This window comes from Achromobacter sp. RT286_PF (assembly GCF_059760425.1).
The window spans coordinates 1-17,191 of record NZ_JCBAMR010000048.1 but is presented as its reverse complement, the minus strand read 5'-3'; the positions used below and the strand labels follow the sequence as shown (position 1 = coordinate 17,191).

The window sequence follows — 17,191 nt, the reverse complement described above, 5'->3', positions numbered from 1 at the left end:
GGTGTAGGGGGCGATCAGGCCATTGTCGCTTGCGTGGGGTCCCAGTGCTGACCGGGCACGGCGGCAATCAACTGGCGCGTGTAGGCATGTTGCGGCTTGTCGAAAATCTGGGTCGGCGACCCGTATTCCACGACCTTGCCACGGTGCATTACCAGCACGGAATTGCAGATCTGCGCCGCGACCCGCAAATCGTGGGTGATGAATACCAGCGCAATCTGCAAGCGCTGTTGCAAGTCGTGCAGCAGTTGCAGCACCTGCGCCTGCACCGAGACGTCCAGCGCCGACACGGATTCGTCGGCCACCAGCACCTTGGGTTCCAGCGCCAGCGCCCGCGCGATGCCGATGCGCTGGCGTTGCCCGCCCGAGAACTGGTTGGGGTAGCGATCAAAGGCGGACGGGTCCAGCCCCACCAGCGACAGCAGTTCGCGCACGCGCGCCTCGGCCTTGGCGCGCGGCACGCCGTTGGCCACGGGGCCATCGCTGATGATGCGGCCCACGGTGTGGCGCGGGTTGAGCGAGGCAAAAGGGTCCTGGAAGATCATCTGGATATCGTGGCGCAGCGGGCGGAAACGCGATTCCGACATCGCGGCGATATCCTGGCCATTGAAGATCAGTTGCCCGCCGTTGATGCCCACCAGCTTCAGCAGGCATTTGCCGATCGTCGATTTGCCCGACCCGGATTCGCCGACGATGCCCAGTGTTTCGCCACGTCGTACGCTGAAGCTGACGCCGTCAACGGCATGCACCTCGCGTTTGCCGCCGAGCCAGCCGTGGCCGATGACGTACGTCTTTTTCAGGTCTTTCACTTCCAGCACGGGCGCGTCATTGGCGGTGGCCACGCGTTCCTCGCCACGCCGATGCGGCACCGCCGCGATCAGCCGTTGCGTGTACGGGTGGCGCGGACGGTTCAGTACGTCTTCGGCAGGGCCTTGCTCCACCAACACGCCTTTTTCCATGACGGCGACACGGTGGGCAATTTCGGCCACCACGCCGAAATCGTGCGTGACGAACATCACGCCCATGCCTTTCTCTTTCTGGATGCGCGCAATCAGCGCCAGGATCTGCGCTTGCGTGGTGACGTCCAGCGCCGTGGTGGGTTCGTCGGCGATCAGCAGGGCTGGCTCCAGCGCCAGCGCCATGGCGATCATCACGCGTTGGCGCTGGCCGCCCGACAGCCGGAACGGATACACGTGATACAGCGTTGCCGGCTCCGGCAAGCCCACAAAATCCAGCAATTCAAGCGTGCGCTTCATGCGCTCGGCGCCCGGGTAGGCATCGTGTACGCGCATGACTTCGCTGATCTGCTCCCCTACGGTCATCAGCGGGTTCAGCGCCGACAGGGGTTCCTGGAAAATCATCGCCATGTCTTTACCGCGCATGGCTTGCAACGTGGCTTCGTCCTGCTGCAACAGGTCTTTGCCGCGAAAGAGAATGCGGCCCTGCTGCGGCGTCAGGTAGTCCGGCAGCAGGCCCATGATGGCGTTGGCGCTCATGGACTTGCCCGATCCGGATTCGCCCACGATGCACAGGATTTCGCCGGCGCGGATGTCGTAGGAAACGTCTTGCACGGCAAAGGGCCGGTCGCCGCCGCGAGGCAGCGCGATACTCAGGTTCTGGATGGACAGCAAGGGCGTGGCTTCGGTCGTCATGTTGGCCTCCTATTCGCCGCGCTTGCGCAGTTGGGGGTTCAGGGCGTCGTTCAAGCCTTCGCCGATCAGGTTGATGGCCAGCACCGTCATCAGAATGGCCACGCCGGGCCACACGCTCATCCACCACGCTTCGCGGATCATCGTGCGCGCCGCGCCGATCATGAAGCCCCAGCTCATCAGGTTGCGGTCGCCCAGGCCCAGGAAGGACAAGGAAGATTCTGTCAGGATGGCGGTGGCCACCATGAACGAGGCCGACACGATGATGGGCGACATGGCGTTGGGCAGTATCTGCGTGCTGACGATGCGCGCCGGCGTCTGGCCAATGACGATGGCCGCCTGGACGAATTCGCGCTGCTTGAGCGTCATGAATTCAGAGCGCACCAGCCGCGCGGCGGGGGGCCAGGACACGACGGCGATCGCACCCATGATGGAATAGACCGATGGGCTCAGGATGGCGACCAGCACCACGGCCATGGCCAGCTGCGGAATGGTCTGGAAGAACTCGGTGAAGCGCATCAGCGCGTCGTCCACGCGGCCACCGCAGTAGCCGGCCACCGAGCCGACCAGGATGCCGAACAGCAATGCCACCGCCGTCGACAGCAGGCCCACCATCAGGGACACCCGCGCGCCCCACACCAGGCCGGCGGTGATGTCGCGGCCCAGCATGTCGGTGCCGAACGGGAAGTCGGCATTGGTGAACGGCGGAATTAGCGGGTCGGCCACCATCATCCAGGGGGATTCTTGATACAGCAGCGGCGCGGCCAGCGCCACAATGACGACGACCAGCATGATGGCAAGACCGGCCACCGCGCCGTAGTTGCGCATATAACGTCGGGCAAAAGCTTTCATGCGGCGGCTCCTTGCTGCGCGCCCGCGGCGATACGCGGATCAATCAGGCGGTACAACACATCGGTCAGCAGGTTGAACACCACCACCATGATGGAGGTGACCAGGAAGATGCCCAGCAGCAGCTGATAGTCGCGCTGAAGCAGGGCGTCGAACATCAGGCGCCCGATGCCCGGCCAGGCAAACACGGTTTCGGTCAGTACCGCGCCGCCCGCCATCTGGCCCAGTTGAATGCCGGCGAACGTTATGACGGGCAGCAGTGCGTTGCGCAGCACGTGCACGCGGATCACGCGGCTGGGGCTCACGCCCTTGGCGCGCGCCGTTTTCACGAAGTCCATGCCGATCACTTCCAGCATCGACGCCCGCGTCAGCCGCACGTACACGGCCATGAAGAAGCAACCCAGGGTGACGGTGGGCAGGATCAGGTGTTGGGCGATGTCCGAGGCGCGCGCCCAGCCGGTCAGGCCCGAGCCCACGGTTTCCATGCCGAATGCGGGCAGCCAGCCCAGCACGACGGAGAACAGCAAAATGCCCATCAGCGACAGCCAGAACAGCGGCGTGGCGTACAGCAGCAGCGCGCCGGTCATCACCGAACTGTCGATCCAGCGGCGCTTGTTGCGGTAACGCGCCTTGGCCGCGACCACGCCCAGGAAGACACCCAGCACGATGGAAAACAAAAAGGCGCAGGACATCAGCAGGAACGTGGCGGGCAGGCGCTCAACGATCAAGTCCAGCACGGGGACGTGGTTGCGGTACGAGAAGCCCAGGTCCAGCTGGACCACGCCTTTCAGGTACAGCATCAGTTGCGTCAGGATGGGTTTGTCCAGGCCGAATTCCACGCGCAGCTGATCGACATAGGCGGCATCGCCCGCGCCAGCCTGGCCCGCCAGCACGGCAGCCGGGTCGCCGGGCGCCAGCCGGATCAGAAAGAAATTGATGATGACCACGCCCAGCACGACCACCAGGGCCTTGCCGACGCGGGACAAGAAAAAGGAAAGGAATTTCATGCTTGGGATGTCCTCTCGGGCTGAACGCGGGCGGCCGGGGGCGTGCCCATGCGCTGCCGGGATCCGCCGCCGCAAGGGCTTTGCGGCGGCGTCTTGCTGCGTTTACTTTTCGATGTAGACGTCGTCGAACGATTCGTTCAACCCGATCGCGGTCTTGACCAGGTTCTTCACGTTGGCGCGGTACAGGGTCGGGAATTCCATATCCACCAGGTAGCCGTTGGCCACGTCATTGACGAGCGTGGTTTGCAGCTTGGTGTAGATTTCCTGGCGCTTGGCCGGATCAACTTCAGAGGCGGCGGCTTCCCATTGCTTGTCGGTCTCGGGGTTGCTGTAGCCCTGCACGTTGGCAAACGGCGAACCCTTGACGATGTTCGACGAGATATACAGCCGCTGCACGCCCAGCGCGGGGTCGCCGTACTGGTAGGTGAACGTGGTGGTCAGGTCGAAGTCCCAATTGCCCGTGCGGCTGGCCCAGCCGCCCGCGTCGGTGGATTCCACATTGACCTTGAAGCCCAGTTGTTCCAGCGCCTGCTTGGTGTATTCGCCCAGGCGATCCCAGGTGGAACCGTACGGAAAGCTCAGTTGGCGAATCGTGTAGTCCTCGGGCTTGATGCCCGATTCCTTGATCAGCGCGCGCGCCTTCTTCATGTCGAACGGCATCGCCGGCATGTTCTTGTCGTAGAACATCTCGGTCGTCACGAAGGGGCTGGTCGACACCTTGCCCAGGCCGAAGAAAATATTGTTGACCACCATGTTGCGGTTCATCGCGGCCATGATGGCCTGACGCACCTTCAGGTTGTCGAACGGGGGCTTGCGCATGTTGAAGATCAGGTAAGCCTGCGGCGAGAACATTTCCCAGCCGGCAGTGGTGTATTCCACCTTGGGCAGGGCGCGCAGGCGCTTGATGTCGACGTTGTCCACGTCACCGCCACGCAGCACGTCCACGCTGCCGCGTTCGAACGCGACCGCGCGCGAGGCCGCGTCGGGAATCACGTTGAACACGAGTTCATCCAGATAAGGCTTGCCCGGCTTCCAATAATCGGGGTTGCGCGTCAGCTTGATGTATTCGCCGCGCTTCCATTCCTTGAACATGAACGGGCCGGTGCCCACGGGCTTCTGGTTGGCCGGGTTGGTCATGAAGTCCGTGCCGGCGTACAGATGCTTGGGCATCATGGGCGCAAAGCCCGGTTCGAACATCAGCATGAACGCGGGGAAGGGCGTCTTCAGCTTGATCACCACCGTTTTCGCGTCCGGGGCAGTCACCGAATCGACGAACTTGTTCAAGATGACGCGGGCGCGCGCATGCGTCTTGGGCAGCATCTCGGAAAGCGAGAACACCACGTCTTCCGAGGTGAACGGCTTGCCGTCATGCCACTTGACGTTGTCTTGCAGGTGGAACGTATAGGTCAGCCCGTCGGCCGCCGCTTCCCACGATTTGGCCAGGCCGGGCTGCGGCTTCAGGTCGGTGGAATAGGTCAGCAGGCTTTCGTAGATCTTGCCCGCGACAAATTGCGTGGGGCCTTGCTGGTTGATGGCCGTGACGATCACGGGCGGCTCGGGCTGCACGATCATGTTCAGCGTGCCGCCTTTGGTCTGCGCCAAGGCTTGCGTGGCGGGTAGCGCGGCCGCAAGGACCAATGCGCCGATGCTTAGGGAGAACCATTTCTTCGATTTCACTGCGAGCCTCCGGGCTGGAAAGGGACTGACAGGTGACCGCCGCTGCGCGGCGGATGCCGTGCTTTGACAAGCAAACCTTGTGCCACCTGGGTTTATCAGGGGTACTACAGGTAAAGCCGCTACCGCCATGCTTCGTACAGGTGCTGGGTAAGGCAGGCCGCGCACCAATGCGGCGAAATCGGCGGTGCACGCGCGGCGAGCCGAAAGACGTGGTGACGTCGGCGTCGGCCGCGCGGCGATCCGCGAGGAAACAGTTGCCGCTATCTTGCGGCGTTGGCCCGCGCCACCATGGCGTCAAGCAGGACGTTGCAGCCGGCTTCCAGATGCTCGGGTTGCGCGTCCTCAATTTCGTTGTGGCTGATGCCGTCTTTGCAGGGCACGAAGATCATGGCGGTGGGCGCCACCGCGGCCATGTAGACGGCGTCGTGCCCCGCGCCCGTCACGATGTTCATCGCCGGCAGGCCGCGACTGGCGGCGCCTTGCCGGACCTTGTCCACCAGGTCGGTATCAAAGGGCGTGGGGCGGAAATACTGCACGTCTTTCAAGTCCACCTGCACGCCATGGGCCACGGCGATGTCATCGCAAGCCCGGCGCCATTGCTGGTCCATGCGCGTCAACGTGGCTTCGTCTTCGTGGCGCAGGTCGGCGGTAAAGCGCACCTGGCCAGGGATGACGTTGCGCGATCCCGGATGCGCGTGGATCTCGCCCACGGTGCCACGCCCGTGCGGCTGGTGCGCGTTAGCGATGTTGATGACGGTCTGCACCAGAAAACTGGCGGCAAAGAGCGCGTCGCGGCGAATCGCCATCGGTGTGGGGCCCGCGTGCATTTCCATGCCGGTCACCGTGATGTCGTACCAGCGCAGGCCCAGCGACCCGGTCACGACGCCGATGGTCTTTTCCTCGTGTTCAAGAATCGGGCCCTGTTCGATATGGGCCTCGAAGTAGGCGTCCACCGGGCGCCCGCCTACCGGGTCCGTGCCCGCGTATCCGATCGCGGCCAGCTCATCGCGTACCGAGATGCCTTGCGCGTCGCGGGCCGACAGCGCGGTTTCCAATGGGAACTTGCCGGCGAATACGCCGGACCCCATCATCACGGGCACAAAGCGCGAGCCTTCCTCGTTGGTCCAGATCGCCACTTCCAGCGGCGCTTCCGTCTGGACGCCGGCGTCGTTCAATGTGCGCATGACTTCCAGGCCGGCCAGCACGCCGTAGCAGCCGTCGAACTTGCCGCCCGTGGGCTGGGTATCGATGTGGCTGCCGGTCATGACGGGCGGCAGGTCGTTATTGCGGCCGGCGCGGCGCGCAAAGATGTTGCCCACCTGGTCCACCCGCACCGTCATGCCGGCATCGCGCATCCAGCCAGTGACAAGGTCGCGGCCCTGGCCGTCCAGCGCGGTCAGCGCCAATCGACAGTTTCCGCCTTTTGGCGTGGCGCCGATGCGCGCAAGGTCCATCAGCGACTGCCACAGGCGTTGGCCGTTGATGGACAGGGAAGACGTAGTCATGGGTTGCCTCGATGATCGGTAAGGGGATCGAAGTCTTCGCGCAGGCGCGCCAGGATGCCAAGCAGGTGCGTGTGCATGGCGTGGCGCGCGCGAATCGGGTCTCGCGCCGTGATGGCGTTCAGGATGCGTTGATGCTCGGCATGGGCGGCGACCCACGCTTGCGTCGTGACGAAATAGTCCTGCATGCGGCTATACAGCGAACTGGACTGGCTTAGATTCCACAGGTGCGCCACGGCTGACGCCAGCGCCGCGTTGCCGCAGGCCGCGCCGATGGCGCTGTGGAACGCGCGGTCATGGCGGCCGGGCGAGTCGGTCAGCGACATGGCGGCATGGGCATCGCGGATGCCGGCAATCTGTGCGGGCGTGGCCTGGTGCGCGGCCAGCGCCGCGCATTCCGGTTCAATCAGCATGCGGGCTTCAAGAAGGTCGAATGGCCCGATGTCGTCCTGTTCGGCCAAGGCCGGCGCGCCCATGACGGCCGTTGCGGGAAACGCGGCGCCGTCCGGAGAAGTCGTGACGAACACCCCGGTGCCGACGCGAACCTCGACGTAGCCCTCGATTTCCAGGGCAATCAGTGCTTCGCGGATCGAGGCCCGACTCACTTGCAGTTGCTCGGCCAGCTCGCGCTCGGAAGGCAGGCGCGCGCCGCGCAGGAAATCACCCGCCCGGATGCGGCCGGCGATCTGGTCGGCAATCATGCGATACAAGCGGGTGGCGGCGACGGCCTGAAAGGTGCTCATCGTGGCGTGGAGTTGTCATGGCCTGGTGGTCAGGCCACCAATATAGGCACGCCGCCTTTGAAATAGAAGGGGAAATTTACGTTTTCAGGGAAAACGATCAGAGGGAATCTACGTCTTCCTATCCGGTGGTCAGGCCAGTTAGGAGGCGTGAGTGTCTGGCCTGAAGCGGGCGTTGGCGTTGCGCCAGCGCCGCTTGCTTGCATGCCCGGTTCAGGGCTCGTTCGTGAAGGCGCGGACCAGGCGCGCGATGCCGTCCAGTTCGTCCTGGGCGCCCTCTACCCATTCGGGCTTTTCAAAGGGGCTGTCGGACGGGGCGTTGTCCATGCCGGCCTTCAGGTCGTTAAGCAGTTCCAGCGCCATGTCGGTAGCTTGCGGGCTGCTGCGGGTGGAAAGGGCGATGGCAATTGCCACCGCCTGGCGCATGGCCAACAGGCGGCCGTCCAGTTCAGTGCCCATGAGGTGTCCTTGTTGTGCAACGTAAAAGCCGCATTTTACGGGCGTGACCCGGCGCCCGCCCAAGACGCCGCCGGGTTTGCGCCAGATCAAGTTGCGGTGACCCGCAAGGGCGAATAATCCAGGCTATGCAAGCCGCCCTAAGCCCCGTCGTTTCATCGCCCGCGCCTGCCGCCGCCGAACCGTTCTTTCCCCCTCGATTGTTGGCGAGGCTGGACAAGAACGGGCCACGCTACACCTCGTATCCCACCGCCGACCGCTATCACGGCAATTTCGGCGAGCAGGACTATCGCAACGCGCTGCGGCAGCGTCGCGCCAACGCCGCGACCGAGCCGCTGTCGCTATATGTGCACATCCCATTCTGCGATTCGGTCTGCTATTACTGCGCGTGCAACAAGGTGGTCACGCGTCATCACGACCGTGCGGTGCGCTACCTGGAAGCGCTGGCGCAAGAGATCGCCTTGCACGTGAAGGAGCTTGGCCCGGGCGTGCCGGTGTCGCAACTGCACTTTGGTGGCGGAACGCCTACGTTTCTGTCCGATGCGGAGCTCACCCGTTTGATGCAGGACCTGAGATCGGCATTCCGGTTCGAGAACGATGCCGAAATTTCGATCGAAGTCGATCCTCGCACGGCTACGCCCCAGCGCCTGGCGCACCTTCGGCAGTTGGGCTTTAACCGCCTGAGCTTCGGCGTGCAGGATTTTGACGAGCGGGTGCAAAAGGCGGTGCATCGGGTGCAGTCTTTTGACGACGTGCGGGCGCTGATGCAAAGCGCGCGCGCCCTGGGCTACGACTCGGTCAACATGGACCTGATCTACGGGCTGCCGTTGCAGACCACGGAATCGTTCGCTCGCACGATCAAACAGGTGGTGGCGTTGCGACCCGACCGCATTGCGCTGTACGCCTACGCGCATCTGCCCGAGCGCTTCAAGCCCCAACGCCGCATCCATGAAGCGGACCTGCCCAACCGCGAGACCCGGGTGGGCTTGCTTGGCGCGGCCATCGACGGCTTTCTGCAGCAGGGCTACACGTACATCGGCATGGACCATTTCGCGCTGAACACCGACGCGTTGGCCATCGCCAAGCAGCGTGGTCAGCTGCACCGGAATTTCCAGGGCTATAGCACCCAGCCCGACCGCGATCTGGTCGCCCTGGGCGTATCCGCCATCGGCCGCATCGGCAACACGTACAGCCAGAACGCAAAAGGGCTGGACGCCTATTACGGCGCGATCGAATCCGGCCATTTCGCGGTGGAACGCGGGCTCAGCCTGTCCAGCGACGACCTGGTGCGGCGGGAAGTCATCATGGACATCATGTGCCAGGGCCGCGTGGACTTTGCCGCCGTCGAGGCGCGCCACGGCCTGCGCTTTGGCGACTACTTCAGCCGCGAACTGCTGCAAATGGCGAACCTGGCCGAATTGGGCCTGGTCAATCTGCGTGCGGGTGAAGTAGAGGTTACCGGGCTGGGCTGGTACTTCGTGCGCGCGGTCGCCATGGCGTTTGACGGCTACCTGGGCAGCGCGGGCAGCGGCGCCAGCTATTCCCGCATCATCTGACGCGGCGCGTGCGCGGGGCGGCTTCATTCCGCGAATTTCTCGCGCAGGTATAGAGCCAGCGATAGATCGTCGGCCAGTTGCAGCTTTTGCATCGCCCGCCGCTTATGGGTGCTGATCGTCTTTTTGCTGCGCGACAGGCGCGCGGCAATCTGCGTGACGGACAGGCCCTGGCTGATATGGCGCAGGATCTCGATTTCGGATGTGGTCAGCATCGCGTGGGGGTGGTCGGGCAGCACGGGGCGGACCTTGCCGTCCTGCACGGACAGAAAGGTCTTCTTGTTGTTGAGTACGGCTCGAATGATTTCGGGCAGCAACACCATTCCCCATTGCTTGGCCAAATAGCCGTTGGCGCCGGCGCGATACGCGGCGTATTGCGTTTCCTTCCGGTTGCCCGCCGAAAACGTGATGAGCGCCAGGGCAGGGTAGTGCCGCCGCAAACGCCGCAGGAAATTGACGCCGTCCCAGGGTTCCTGGGGCAGATAAAAATCCACCAGCGCTACGTCACAGGGCGTCTGACGCAGCTTCTCAAGCATTTCGCGCGCCGATGTCTCTCGGTGCAGCACCCGGAAGCCGGGGCGGCTTTCAAGATATGCCCCCACGCCCAGGGCGACGACGGGGTGATCGTCCAGTATCGCCACCTTGATAACCGACGGCAGCCGCGACAGCAGCATATGCCTGCGTCCGCTTGAGCGCACGCCTTCGCCGCAGCGTGGCGGGTTGGAAATAGAGGCTGCTTTGGTCACACGTATTGGGACAGCTTTCATCGATGCTCCACAAGCCGGTAGCGCGAACCGCGTCGCGCTTTTCTCGGCCAGAGTTGAAGTCCGGAGCACGCTCCGCGCCTGGTCATAAATTTGCGATGGAAGGTTACGTTTTTGAAAGCCTGTCCGGACGGGAATCACCCGAATATCGGACCTTTGCACCCTGAAACGAGCATTCAATCAGCCGCAAGACTGGGCATATTCGCTTGACTGGCGCCCGGAAAAGGCGCAAAGGGTGCTACAATCGACACATTAATTTCGGTCGATCCGTTGGTTGCTGGGGTGCCCCCGGCCCGGTCTTGGTTGGTATCGATCGCGCAACCTTGCAACGCGCCGTCCAGGCGCGTTTGAACAGGCTCAGAATCATGCTTTTCCTGCTGGCACGAACTACGACCCGGAACTTTCGCCCTATGTCGCGTTAGTTTTTCGTGCGTCGGGTTTCACCGTGTCAGGTCAGCGGTAAGACTCAGCAAGACAACCAGAAAACGCGGCTATCAGGCCGCGTTTTTCGTTTTCGTTCATTGATTTTTTTCTCGTTCCAAGAACCCCAGGAAGCACTCCCGATGGTACAGATCACATTGCCCGATGGTTCGCAACGCCAATATCCGGGGCCGGTCACGGTCGCCGAAGTGGCTCAGTCGATCGGTACGGGCCTGGCCAAAGCCGCCTTGGGCGGCCGCGTGACGTTTGAAGGCGAGTCGTCCAAGCTGGTCGACACAAGCTATCGCATCGAAGGCGATGCGCGCCTGGCAATCGTGACCGCCAAGGACGCCGATGGCCTGGATCTGATCCGGCACTCGACGGCCCACTTGCTGGCCTATGCCGTGAAGGAGCTGTTTCCGGACGCTCAGGTCACCATCGGTCCCGTGATCGACAACGGCTTCTACTACGACTTCTCGTACAAGCGCCCGTTCACGCCCGAAGACTTGGTCGCCATCGAAAAGAAGATGGCCGAGCTCGCCAAGAAAGACGAGGTCGTGACGCGCGAAGAATGGTCGCGCGATGATGCCGTTGAATTCTTCAAGGGTATCGGCGAAAAGTACAAGGCCGAGATCATCGCGTCGATCCCGTCCAACGAGCCCCTGAGCCTGTATCGCGAAGGCGATTTCATCGACCTGTGCCGCGGCCCCCACGTGCCGTCCACCGGCAAGCTGAAGGTGTTCAAGCTGATGAAGGTGGCCGGCGCCTATTGGCGCGGCGACAGCAAGAACGAAATGCTTCAGCGCATCTATGGCACGGCCTGGGCCACCAAGGAAGAACAGGAAGCCTACCTGCACATGCTGGAAGAGGCCGAGCGCCGCGATCACCGCAAGATCGGCCGCGAACTCGACCTGTTCCACTTCCAGGATGAAGCGCCGGGCCTGATTTTCTGGCATCCGAAGGGCTGGGCGTTGTGGCAGCAGGTCGAGCAATACATGCGCGCCGTCTACAACAACAACGGCTACCAGGAAGTCAAAGCGCCGCAGATCCTTGATATTTCGCTGTGGAAGAAGACGGGCCACTGGGACAACTATCGTGAAAACATGTTCACGACCGAGTCCGAGAACCGCGTCTATGGCCTGAAGCCGATGAACTGCCCGGGCCACGTGCAGATCTTCAACGCCGGCCTGCATTCCTATCGCGAACTGCCGCTGCGCTATGGCGAATTCGGCCAGTGCCACCGCAACGAACCCTCGGGTTCGCTGCACGGCATGATGCGCGTGCGCGGGTTCACGCAGGATGACGGCCACATCTTCTGTACCGAAGATCAGCTGCAAGACGAATGCGCCGACTTCACGGCCCTGCTACAGAAGGTCTATCGCGATTTCGGCTTTACCGAAGTGCTGTACAAGGTCGCCACGCGTCCTGAAAAGCGCATCGGCTCTGACGAAGTCTGGGATACGGCCGAGCAGGCGTTGATGGAAAGCCTGCGCCGCACGGGTTGCGAATTCGAGATTTCCCCGGGGGAAGGCGCGTTTTACGGTCCCAAGGTGGAATACACCCTGAAAGACGCCATCGGGCGCCACTGGCAATGCGGTACCATTCAGGTCGACTTCTCCATGCCCGTGCGCCTTGGCGCCGAGTATGTCGACCAAAACGACCAGCGTCGTCCGCCGGTCATGCTGCACCGTGCCATCCTGGGTTCGCTCGAGCGTTTCATCGGCATGCTGATCGAAAACCATGCCGGCGCGATGCCGCCCTGGCTGGCCCCGGTGCAAGCCGTTGTATGCTGCATTTCTGAACCTTCGGCCGATTATGCGGCTGAAATAACACAAAGCCTGAAAAAACAAGGCTTTAGAGTAGAGTCCGATTTGCGTGGTGAAAAAATCACTCGTAAAATCCGGGAGCACAGCCTGCAAAAGGTGCCGTACATTCTTGTCGTCGGCGACAAGGAAAAACAAAACGGCACCGTAGCCGTCCGCGGTCTGGGTGGATTGGACCTTGGCGCCATCGCATACGACGAATTCGTCGCGCGATTGTCCGAGGATGTTTCTGCCCGTCGCGACGTCAATCAACCTGATAGCAGTGCTGCTTAACATTTCTAGGAGCTTTCAACATCGCCACTGAAAAAGCCAATCGCATCAACGGTGAAATCCGCGTCCCCGAGGTGCGCCTGATAGGTCTGGACGGAGAACAGCTGGGCATCGTCAAGATCGCCGACGCGTTCCGTCTTTCCGAGCAAAGCGACGTGGATCTGGTGGAAATCGCGCCGAACGCCGAGCCGCCGGTCTGCCGTTTGATGGACTACGGTAAGTTCAAGTACCAAGAGCAGAAGCGCCAAGCTGAAGCTCGTTCCAAGCAGAAGGTCATCCAGGTCAAGGAAGTCAAATTCCGTCCGGCCACCGACGAGGGCGACTACCAAGTCAAGCTGCGCAACCTGCGCCGCTTCCTCGAAGAGGGCGACAAGGCCAAGGTGACCCTGCGCTTCCGTGGCCGCGAAATGGCTCACCAGGAACTGGGTATGCGTGTGCTTGAACGTGTGCGTGACGATCTGCTGGAACTTGCCCAGGTCGAAGCCATGCCGAAGCTCGAAGGCCGTCAGATGGTCATGGTGCTGGCGCCCAAGAAGAAGGCCGTGCCCGCTGCGGGCAAGCCTGAATCTGCCGCGTAAGTTCCAGCCATAGCCTTCGCAAGAAGGCTTGGCCGCTTCCCATCCGACCCGCCGTCCGTCACGTGACCGGCGGGTTCGCTTATTGGGCGGCTCTGCGCTACGATGTCATAAAGCCGCCTTCCCGCCAGGGAAGGCGGCGTACGTTCAGGGTGTCGCGATGCATGTTTTGTTCGTTTTGGATCCCTTGCCGCTTCTCAAGGCGTACAAGGACAGTTCGGTTGCCATGATGCGTGCCCTCGTGGCGCGCGGCCACACGCTTAGCGTGGCCATGCAGGGCGATCTCTACATCGAGGCCGGCACGGTCAAGGCCGTTACCACGCCGATCGCGCTGGTCGCGGATGCCGACTTGCACGGCCACGACTGGTGGACCGAGTCCCCCGCACAAGATCTGCCGCTGGCCGATTTTGGCGCCGTCGTGATGCGCAAAGACCCTCCTTTCGACATGGAATACGTGTATTCGACGCATCTGCTCGAATACGCCGAAGCGCAGGGCGCCCGCGTGTTCAACAGCGGCGCGGCCATTCGCAACCATCCCGAAAAGCTGGCCATCACCGAAATCAGCGAGTTCACCGCCCCGACGCTGGTGACGCGCAACATGGCTCGCCTGAAGGCGTTTCACGATACGCACCACGACGTGATCGTCAAACCGCTTGACGGCATGGGTGGCACGGGCGTGTTCCGCCTGCAACCCAAAGACCCAAACCTGAACGCCATCCTGGAAACGCTGACCGACAACGGCGCGCGCACCATCATGGCTCAGCGCTACATCCCTGACATCGTCAAGGGTGACAAGCGCATCCTGCTCATCGGCGGTGAGCCGGTGCCGTATTCGCTGGCGCGCATTCCGCTGGCCGGTGAAACGCGCGGCAACCTGGCCGCCGGCGGCCGTGGCGTGGCGCAGGAATTGTCCCCGCGCGATCGCGAAATCGCCGAAGCCGTCGCCCCCAAGCTTGCCGCTCGCGGCCTGCTGCTGGTCGGCTTGGACGTCATTGGCGATTACGTCACCGAAGTCAACGTCACCAGCCCCACCTGTTTCGTCGAGATTGCCGAACAGACTGGCTTCGATGTCGCGGGCATGTTCGTCCAGGCGCTTGAAAAGGCCGTGGCGAATACTGCCCCGGCAGCCTGATCTTTCTGGAATCCGTCATGACCACGGGTATTGTTATCGTCGTGCACGCGCCTTTGGGCGCGGCGATGCGCGAATGCGCCAGCCACGTCATGGGCGACCTTGACGGCATGCTGGCCATTCACGACATCCTGCCCGAGGACCGGCCCGACGATCAGGCACCGGCCGTCCTGAAAGATATTCTTGAACAGGATCACGGCGCCGGTGTGCTGGTGCTGACGGACCTGATCGGCGCCACCCCCGCCAATATCTCCAAGCGCGCCGTGGCCGATGCCCAGGCGCAGGGCATTCAGTGCTGTGTCCTGGCCGGCCTGAATACCCCCATGCTGCTGCGCGCCTTGACCTATCGCAATCTACCGCTTGCCGATACGCGCGAAAAGGCCTTGGCCGGCGGCGTGCAGGGTGTCTTGCGTGTAGACTGACGGGCAGGAATTTGCCCTATTATGTCGGCTGGTATTTCCGGTCGAAATGCGGTTGACGGTTTGCCTCTTTGCTGCGATCAACACTGCGGCGTTAATCCGCGGTCATAATATTTCCTATGCCTACTAAAGACATCGTCATCAGCAATAAATTGGGTTTGCATGCGCGGGCCGCCGCCAAGCTGACGCAACTGGCCAGCAAGTTCTCCAGCGAGATCTTCATCTCGCGTGGCGCGCAACGCGTGAACGCCAAGAGCATCATGGGCGTCATGATGCTGGCGGCCGGGCTTGGCGTGACGGTCAAACTGGAGGCTTCCGGCAATGACGCCGATCAAGCCCTTTCCGAAATCGAAACTCTGTTCGACAGCAAATTCGGTGAGCAGGAATAGAACACCCCCTGAATCCGCCGGCCCTGGCGTTGCCGAGGCCGGCCCGTCTACGACCCTGAACATTGCCCACGACGGGGCTGGCCGCGCCAGCCCCGTCGTTTGTCTTTATGGCAAAGGCGTTGCCAAGGGATATGCCATCGGCCGCGCGGTCGTCATGGGCGCCGCGGCGCTGGAAGTGGCGCACTACCGGATATCACCCGAAGATGTGCCCGCCGAAAGCAGCCGGCTGACCGAGGCCCTGGCATCGGCGCAACAAGAGCTTCGGCTATTGGCCGACACCTTGCCCGCCGACGCGCCGCGCGAGCTGGGCGCCATGCTCAACGTGCACAGCCTGCTCTTGGGTGACCCCTTGCTGGCCGAGCAAACGCTGGGCCTGATCGCCGAACGCCACTACAACGCCGAATGGGCGCTGACCACGCAAGGCCAGATGCTGGGCCAGCAGTTCGACGCCATGGAAGACGAGTACCTGCGCGAGCGTGGGGCCGACGTACGCCAGGTCATCGAGCGCGTGCTGCATGTGCTTGCCGGCACGTCCGCCATCCTGCCCGACATGTCCCACATGGGCGGCGACGATGCGCTGGTGGTCGTGGCTCACGACATTTCTCCGGCGGACATGCTGCGCTTGCGCGGCGGCCGCTTCGCCGCTTTCGTGACCGATCTGGGCGGCCCCACGTCCCATACCGCCATCGTGGCGCGCAGCATGGGCGTGCCGGCCGTGGTTGCCATGGGCAACGTACGCGAGCTGGTACGCGATGGCGACATGCTCATCATCGACGGCGCGGCCGGCGCGGTGGTGGTCAATCCGTCTGACCGCATTCTTCAGGAATACCGCCGCCGCCAGGCCGTGTACGCCGATGAACGCGCAGAGCTGGGCCTATTGCGCGACGAGCCTTCCGTGACGCTGGATGGCATCGACATCGTCCTGCACGCCAATATCGAACTGCCGGAAGAGGCCGCGCTGGCGCTGGCGTCCGGCGCGCACGGCATCGGCCTGTTCCGCAGCGAATTCCTGTTCATGGGCCGGCCGGACCTGCCCGGCGAAGAAGAGCAATACGAAGCCTATTCATCAGTGGTCAAGGTCATGGCCGGCAGGCCCGTCACGATCCGCACGCTGGACATCGGGTCGGACAAGACGCTGGACGGCGAAGCCACCGTGGCTACCAATCCCGCGCTGGGCCAGCGCGCAATCCGCTACTGCCTGGCGCGTCCGGAAATGTTCGCCACGCAGCTGCGCGCCATCTTGCGGGCATCGGCGCACGGCCCGGTTCGATTGTTGATCCCGATGATTGCGCACATGCACGAAGTGGTGGCCACCAAGGCTGCTATCGAGGCGGCGCGCCGCGAGCTCGATGCGCGTGGGCAGGCGTATGCGCCGCACATGGAAGTGGGTGCAATGGTGGAAGTGCCCGCCATCGCAATCGCCATCGAGCCCTTCGCGCAGGCGCTGGATTTCCTGTCTATCGGCACCAACGACCTGATCCAGTACACATTGGCCATTGACCGCGGCGACCATGATGTTGCCGCGCTGTACGACCCGCTGCATCCCGCCGTGCTGCGCCTGGTGGCCAACACCATCAACGCGGGCGAGCGCGCCGGCAAGCCGGTAGCGGTGTGCGGCGAAATGGCGGGCGATTCACGCATGACGCGCCTGTTGCTGGGCCTGGGCCTGACGGAATTTTCCATGCACCCGCAGCAGTTGCTGGACGTCAAGCGCGAGGTGCGGCGCGCGCATTCGAACGCCTTGCGGATCAAAGTGGCCACCGCGCTCAACCGTGCCTTGCCTGTCGACCTGGACGCGCTGGACCCGGCCTGAATCGGCCGGGCGGGCGGAATTTGCCGCAATTTGCCTGTATTGGCCTGTATTGGCCATTCCGAACCTGCCAGACGTTGAGCGCCCCTGAACGGGGCGTTTTTCTTTGCCTTTGCATCCGGAGTCACCAATGAAAAACGGCGTCGGGGGGCAGCCCCCGAC

15 protein-coding genes are annotated in these 17,191 nt (G+C 62.9%); 7 read left to right on the top strand and 8 right to left on the bottom strand.

Features of this window, described 5'->3' with window-relative positions:
• Positions 1–14 precede the first annotated feature (14 nt).
• The 7 genes from AC6LJY_RS25030 to AC6LJY_RS25000 form a co-directional block, all read right to left on the bottom strand.
• Positions 15–1,649 (bottom strand): ABC transporter ATP-binding protein, encoded by a 1,635-nt coding sequence (locus tag AC6LJY_RS25030; RefSeq protein WP_498137000.1) that lies wholly within the window; start codon positions 1,647–1,649, stop codon positions 15–17.
• A gap of 9 nt (positions 1,650–1,658) precedes the next feature.
• Positions 1,659–2,498, bottom strand: coding sequence for an ABC transporter permease (locus tag AC6LJY_RS25025; protein ID WP_498136999.1), 840 nt, complete (start codon positions 2,496–2,498; stop codon positions 1,659–1,661).
• Entirely contained in the window at positions 2,495–3,502 is a 1,008-nt protein-coding gene (locus AC6LJY_RS25020) for an ABC transporter permease (RefSeq protein ID WP_498136998.1), read from the bottom strand. Before AC6LJY_RS25020 ends, AC6LJY_RS25025 begins: the two co-directional genes overlap by 4 nt.
• A gap of 102 nt (positions 3,503–3,604) precedes the next feature.
• Positions 3,605–5,179, bottom strand: a complete 1,575-nt coding sequence (locus AC6LJY_RS25015; RefSeq protein ID WP_046807720.1) for an ABC transporter substrate-binding protein — start codon at positions 5,177–5,179, stop codon at positions 3,605–3,607.
• A 260-nt stretch (positions 5,180–5,439) separates the two neighbouring features.
• Positions 5,440–6,684, bottom strand: coding sequence for a Zn-dependent hydrolase (locus tag AC6LJY_RS25010; RefSeq protein ID WP_046807721.1), 1,245 nt, complete (start codon positions 6,682–6,684; stop codon positions 5,440–5,442).
• Positions 6,681–7,424, bottom strand: coding sequence for a FadR/GntR family transcriptional regulator (locus AC6LJY_RS25005; protein ID WP_498136997.1), 744 nt, complete (start codon positions 7,422–7,424; stop codon positions 6,681–6,683). Before AC6LJY_RS25005 ends, AC6LJY_RS25010 begins: the two co-directional genes overlap by 4 nt.
• A 210-nt stretch (positions 7,425–7,634) precedes the next feature.
• Positions 7,635–7,880 (bottom strand): hypothetical protein, encoded by a 246-nt coding sequence (locus AC6LJY_RS25000; protein ID WP_046807731.1) that lies wholly within the window; start codon positions 7,878–7,880, stop codon positions 7,635–7,637.
• A 125-nt stretch (positions 7,881–8,005) separates the two neighbouring features.
• On the opposite strand from AC6LJY_RS25000, the gene hemN reads away from it, so the two are divergent.
• A complete protein-coding gene (gene hemN, locus AC6LJY_RS24995; protein WP_498136996.1) occupies positions 8,006–9,433 on the top strand; it encodes an oxygen-independent coproporphyrinogen III oxidase in 1,428 nt (475 codons plus the stop codon).
• Between the two features lie 23 nt (positions 9,434–9,456).
• On the opposite strand, the gene AC6LJY_RS24990 is transcribed toward hemN, so the two are convergent.
• Positions 9,457–10,197 (bottom strand): response regulator, encoded by a 741-nt coding sequence (locus tag AC6LJY_RS24990; protein ID WP_498137013.1) that lies wholly within the window; start codon positions 10,195–10,197, stop codon positions 9,457–9,459.
• A gap of 560 nt (positions 10,198–10,757) precedes the next feature.
• Between AC6LJY_RS24990 and thrS the strand changes: the two genes are divergently transcribed.
• From thrS to ptsP, 6 genes are all read left to right on the top strand, one after another.
• On the top strand, positions 10,758–12,710 hold the full coding sequence (gene thrS, locus AC6LJY_RS24985) for a threonine--tRNA ligase (protein ID WP_046807724.1): 1,953 nt from the start codon (positions 10,758–10,760) through the stop codon (positions 12,708–12,710).
• Positions 12,711–12,730: 20 nt separating this feature from the next.
• The gene (gene infC, locus AC6LJY_RS24980; protein ID WP_081451529.1) at positions 12,731–13,285 is read left to right on the top strand and encodes a translation initiation factor IF-3; all 555 of its coding nucleotides are present in this window, start codon (positions 12,731–12,733) and stop codon (positions 13,283–13,285) included.
• 157 nt (positions 13,286–13,442) lie between these two features.
• Positions 13,443–14,414 carry a glutathione synthase gene (gshB, locus tag AC6LJY_RS24975; protein WP_120154699.1) on the top strand — a complete coding sequence of 324 codons (972 nt, stop codon included), beginning with the start codon at positions 13,443–13,445 and terminating at the stop codon, positions 14,412–14,414.
• Between the two features lie 17 nt (positions 14,415–14,431).
• Positions 14,432–14,833, top strand: a complete 402-nt coding sequence (locus AC6LJY_RS24970) for a PTS sugar transporter subunit IIA (RefSeq protein WP_046807726.1) — start codon at positions 14,432–14,434, stop codon at positions 14,831–14,833.
• Between the two features lie 116 nt (positions 14,834–14,949).
• Entirely contained in the window at positions 14,950–15,219 is a 270-nt protein-coding gene (locus tag AC6LJY_RS24965; RefSeq protein ID WP_046807727.1) for an HPr family phosphocarrier protein, read from the top strand.
• A gap of 61 nt (positions 15,220–15,280) precedes the next feature.
• Positions 15,281–17,032: a phosphoenolpyruvate--protein phosphotransferase gene (ptsP, locus tag AC6LJY_RS24960; protein ID WP_082134689.1), complete on the top strand. Its 1,752-nt coding sequence runs from the start codon at positions 15,281–15,283 to the stop codon at positions 17,030–17,032.
• The last annotated feature ends 159 nt before the right edge of the window (positions 17,033–17,191 follow it).

What these genes read in the sequence shown, in the direction of transcription:
- AC6LJY_RS25030 (WP_498137000.1), bottom strand. Translation starts at nt 1,649, where the DNA reads ATGACGACCGAAGCCACGCCCTTGCTGTCCATCCAGAACCTGAGTATC.
- AC6LJY_RS25025 (WP_498136999.1), bottom strand. Translation starts at nt 2,498, where the DNA reads ATGAAAGCTTTTGCCCGACGTTATATGCGCAACTACGGCGCGGTGGCC.
- AC6LJY_RS25020 (WP_498136998.1), bottom strand. Translation starts at nt 3,502, where the DNA reads ATGAAATTCCTTTCCTTTTTCTTGTCCCGCGTCGGCAAGGCCCTGGTG.
- AC6LJY_RS25010 (WP_046807721.1), bottom strand. Translation starts at nt 6,684, where the DNA reads ATGACTACGTCTTCCCTGTCCATCAACGGCCAACGCCTGTGGCAGTCG.
- AC6LJY_RS25005 (WP_498136997.1), bottom strand. Translation starts at nt 7,424, where the DNA reads ATGAGCACCTTTCAGGCCGTCGCCGCCACCCGCTTGTATCGCATGATT.
- AC6LJY_RS25000 (WP_046807731.1), bottom strand. Translation starts at nt 7,880, where the DNA reads ATGGGCACTGAACTGGACGGCCGCCTGTTGGCCATGCGCCAGGCGGTG.
- hemN (WP_498136996.1), top strand. Translation starts at nt 8,006, where the DNA reads ATGCAAGCCGCCCTAAGCCCCGTCGTTTCATCGCCCGCGCCTGCCGCC.
- AC6LJY_RS24990 (WP_498137013.1), bottom strand. Translation starts at nt 10,197, where the DNA reads ATGAAAGCTGTCCCAATACGTGTGACCAAAGCAGCCTCTATTTCCAAC.
- thrS (WP_046807724.1), top strand. Translation starts at nt 10,758, where the DNA reads ATGGTACAGATCACATTGCCCGATGGTTCGCAACGCCAATATCCGGGG.
- gshB (WP_120154699.1), top strand. Translation starts at nt 13,443, where the DNA reads ATGCATGTTTTGTTCGTTTTGGATCCCTTGCCGCTTCTCAAGGCGTAC.
- AC6LJY_RS24970 (WP_046807726.1), top strand. Translation starts at nt 14,432, where the DNA reads ATGACCACGGGTATTGTTATCGTCGTGCACGCGCCTTTGGGCGCGGCG.
- AC6LJY_RS24965 (WP_046807727.1), top strand. Translation starts at nt 14,950, where the DNA reads ATGCCTACTAAAGACATCGTCATCAGCAATAAATTGGGTTTGCATGCG.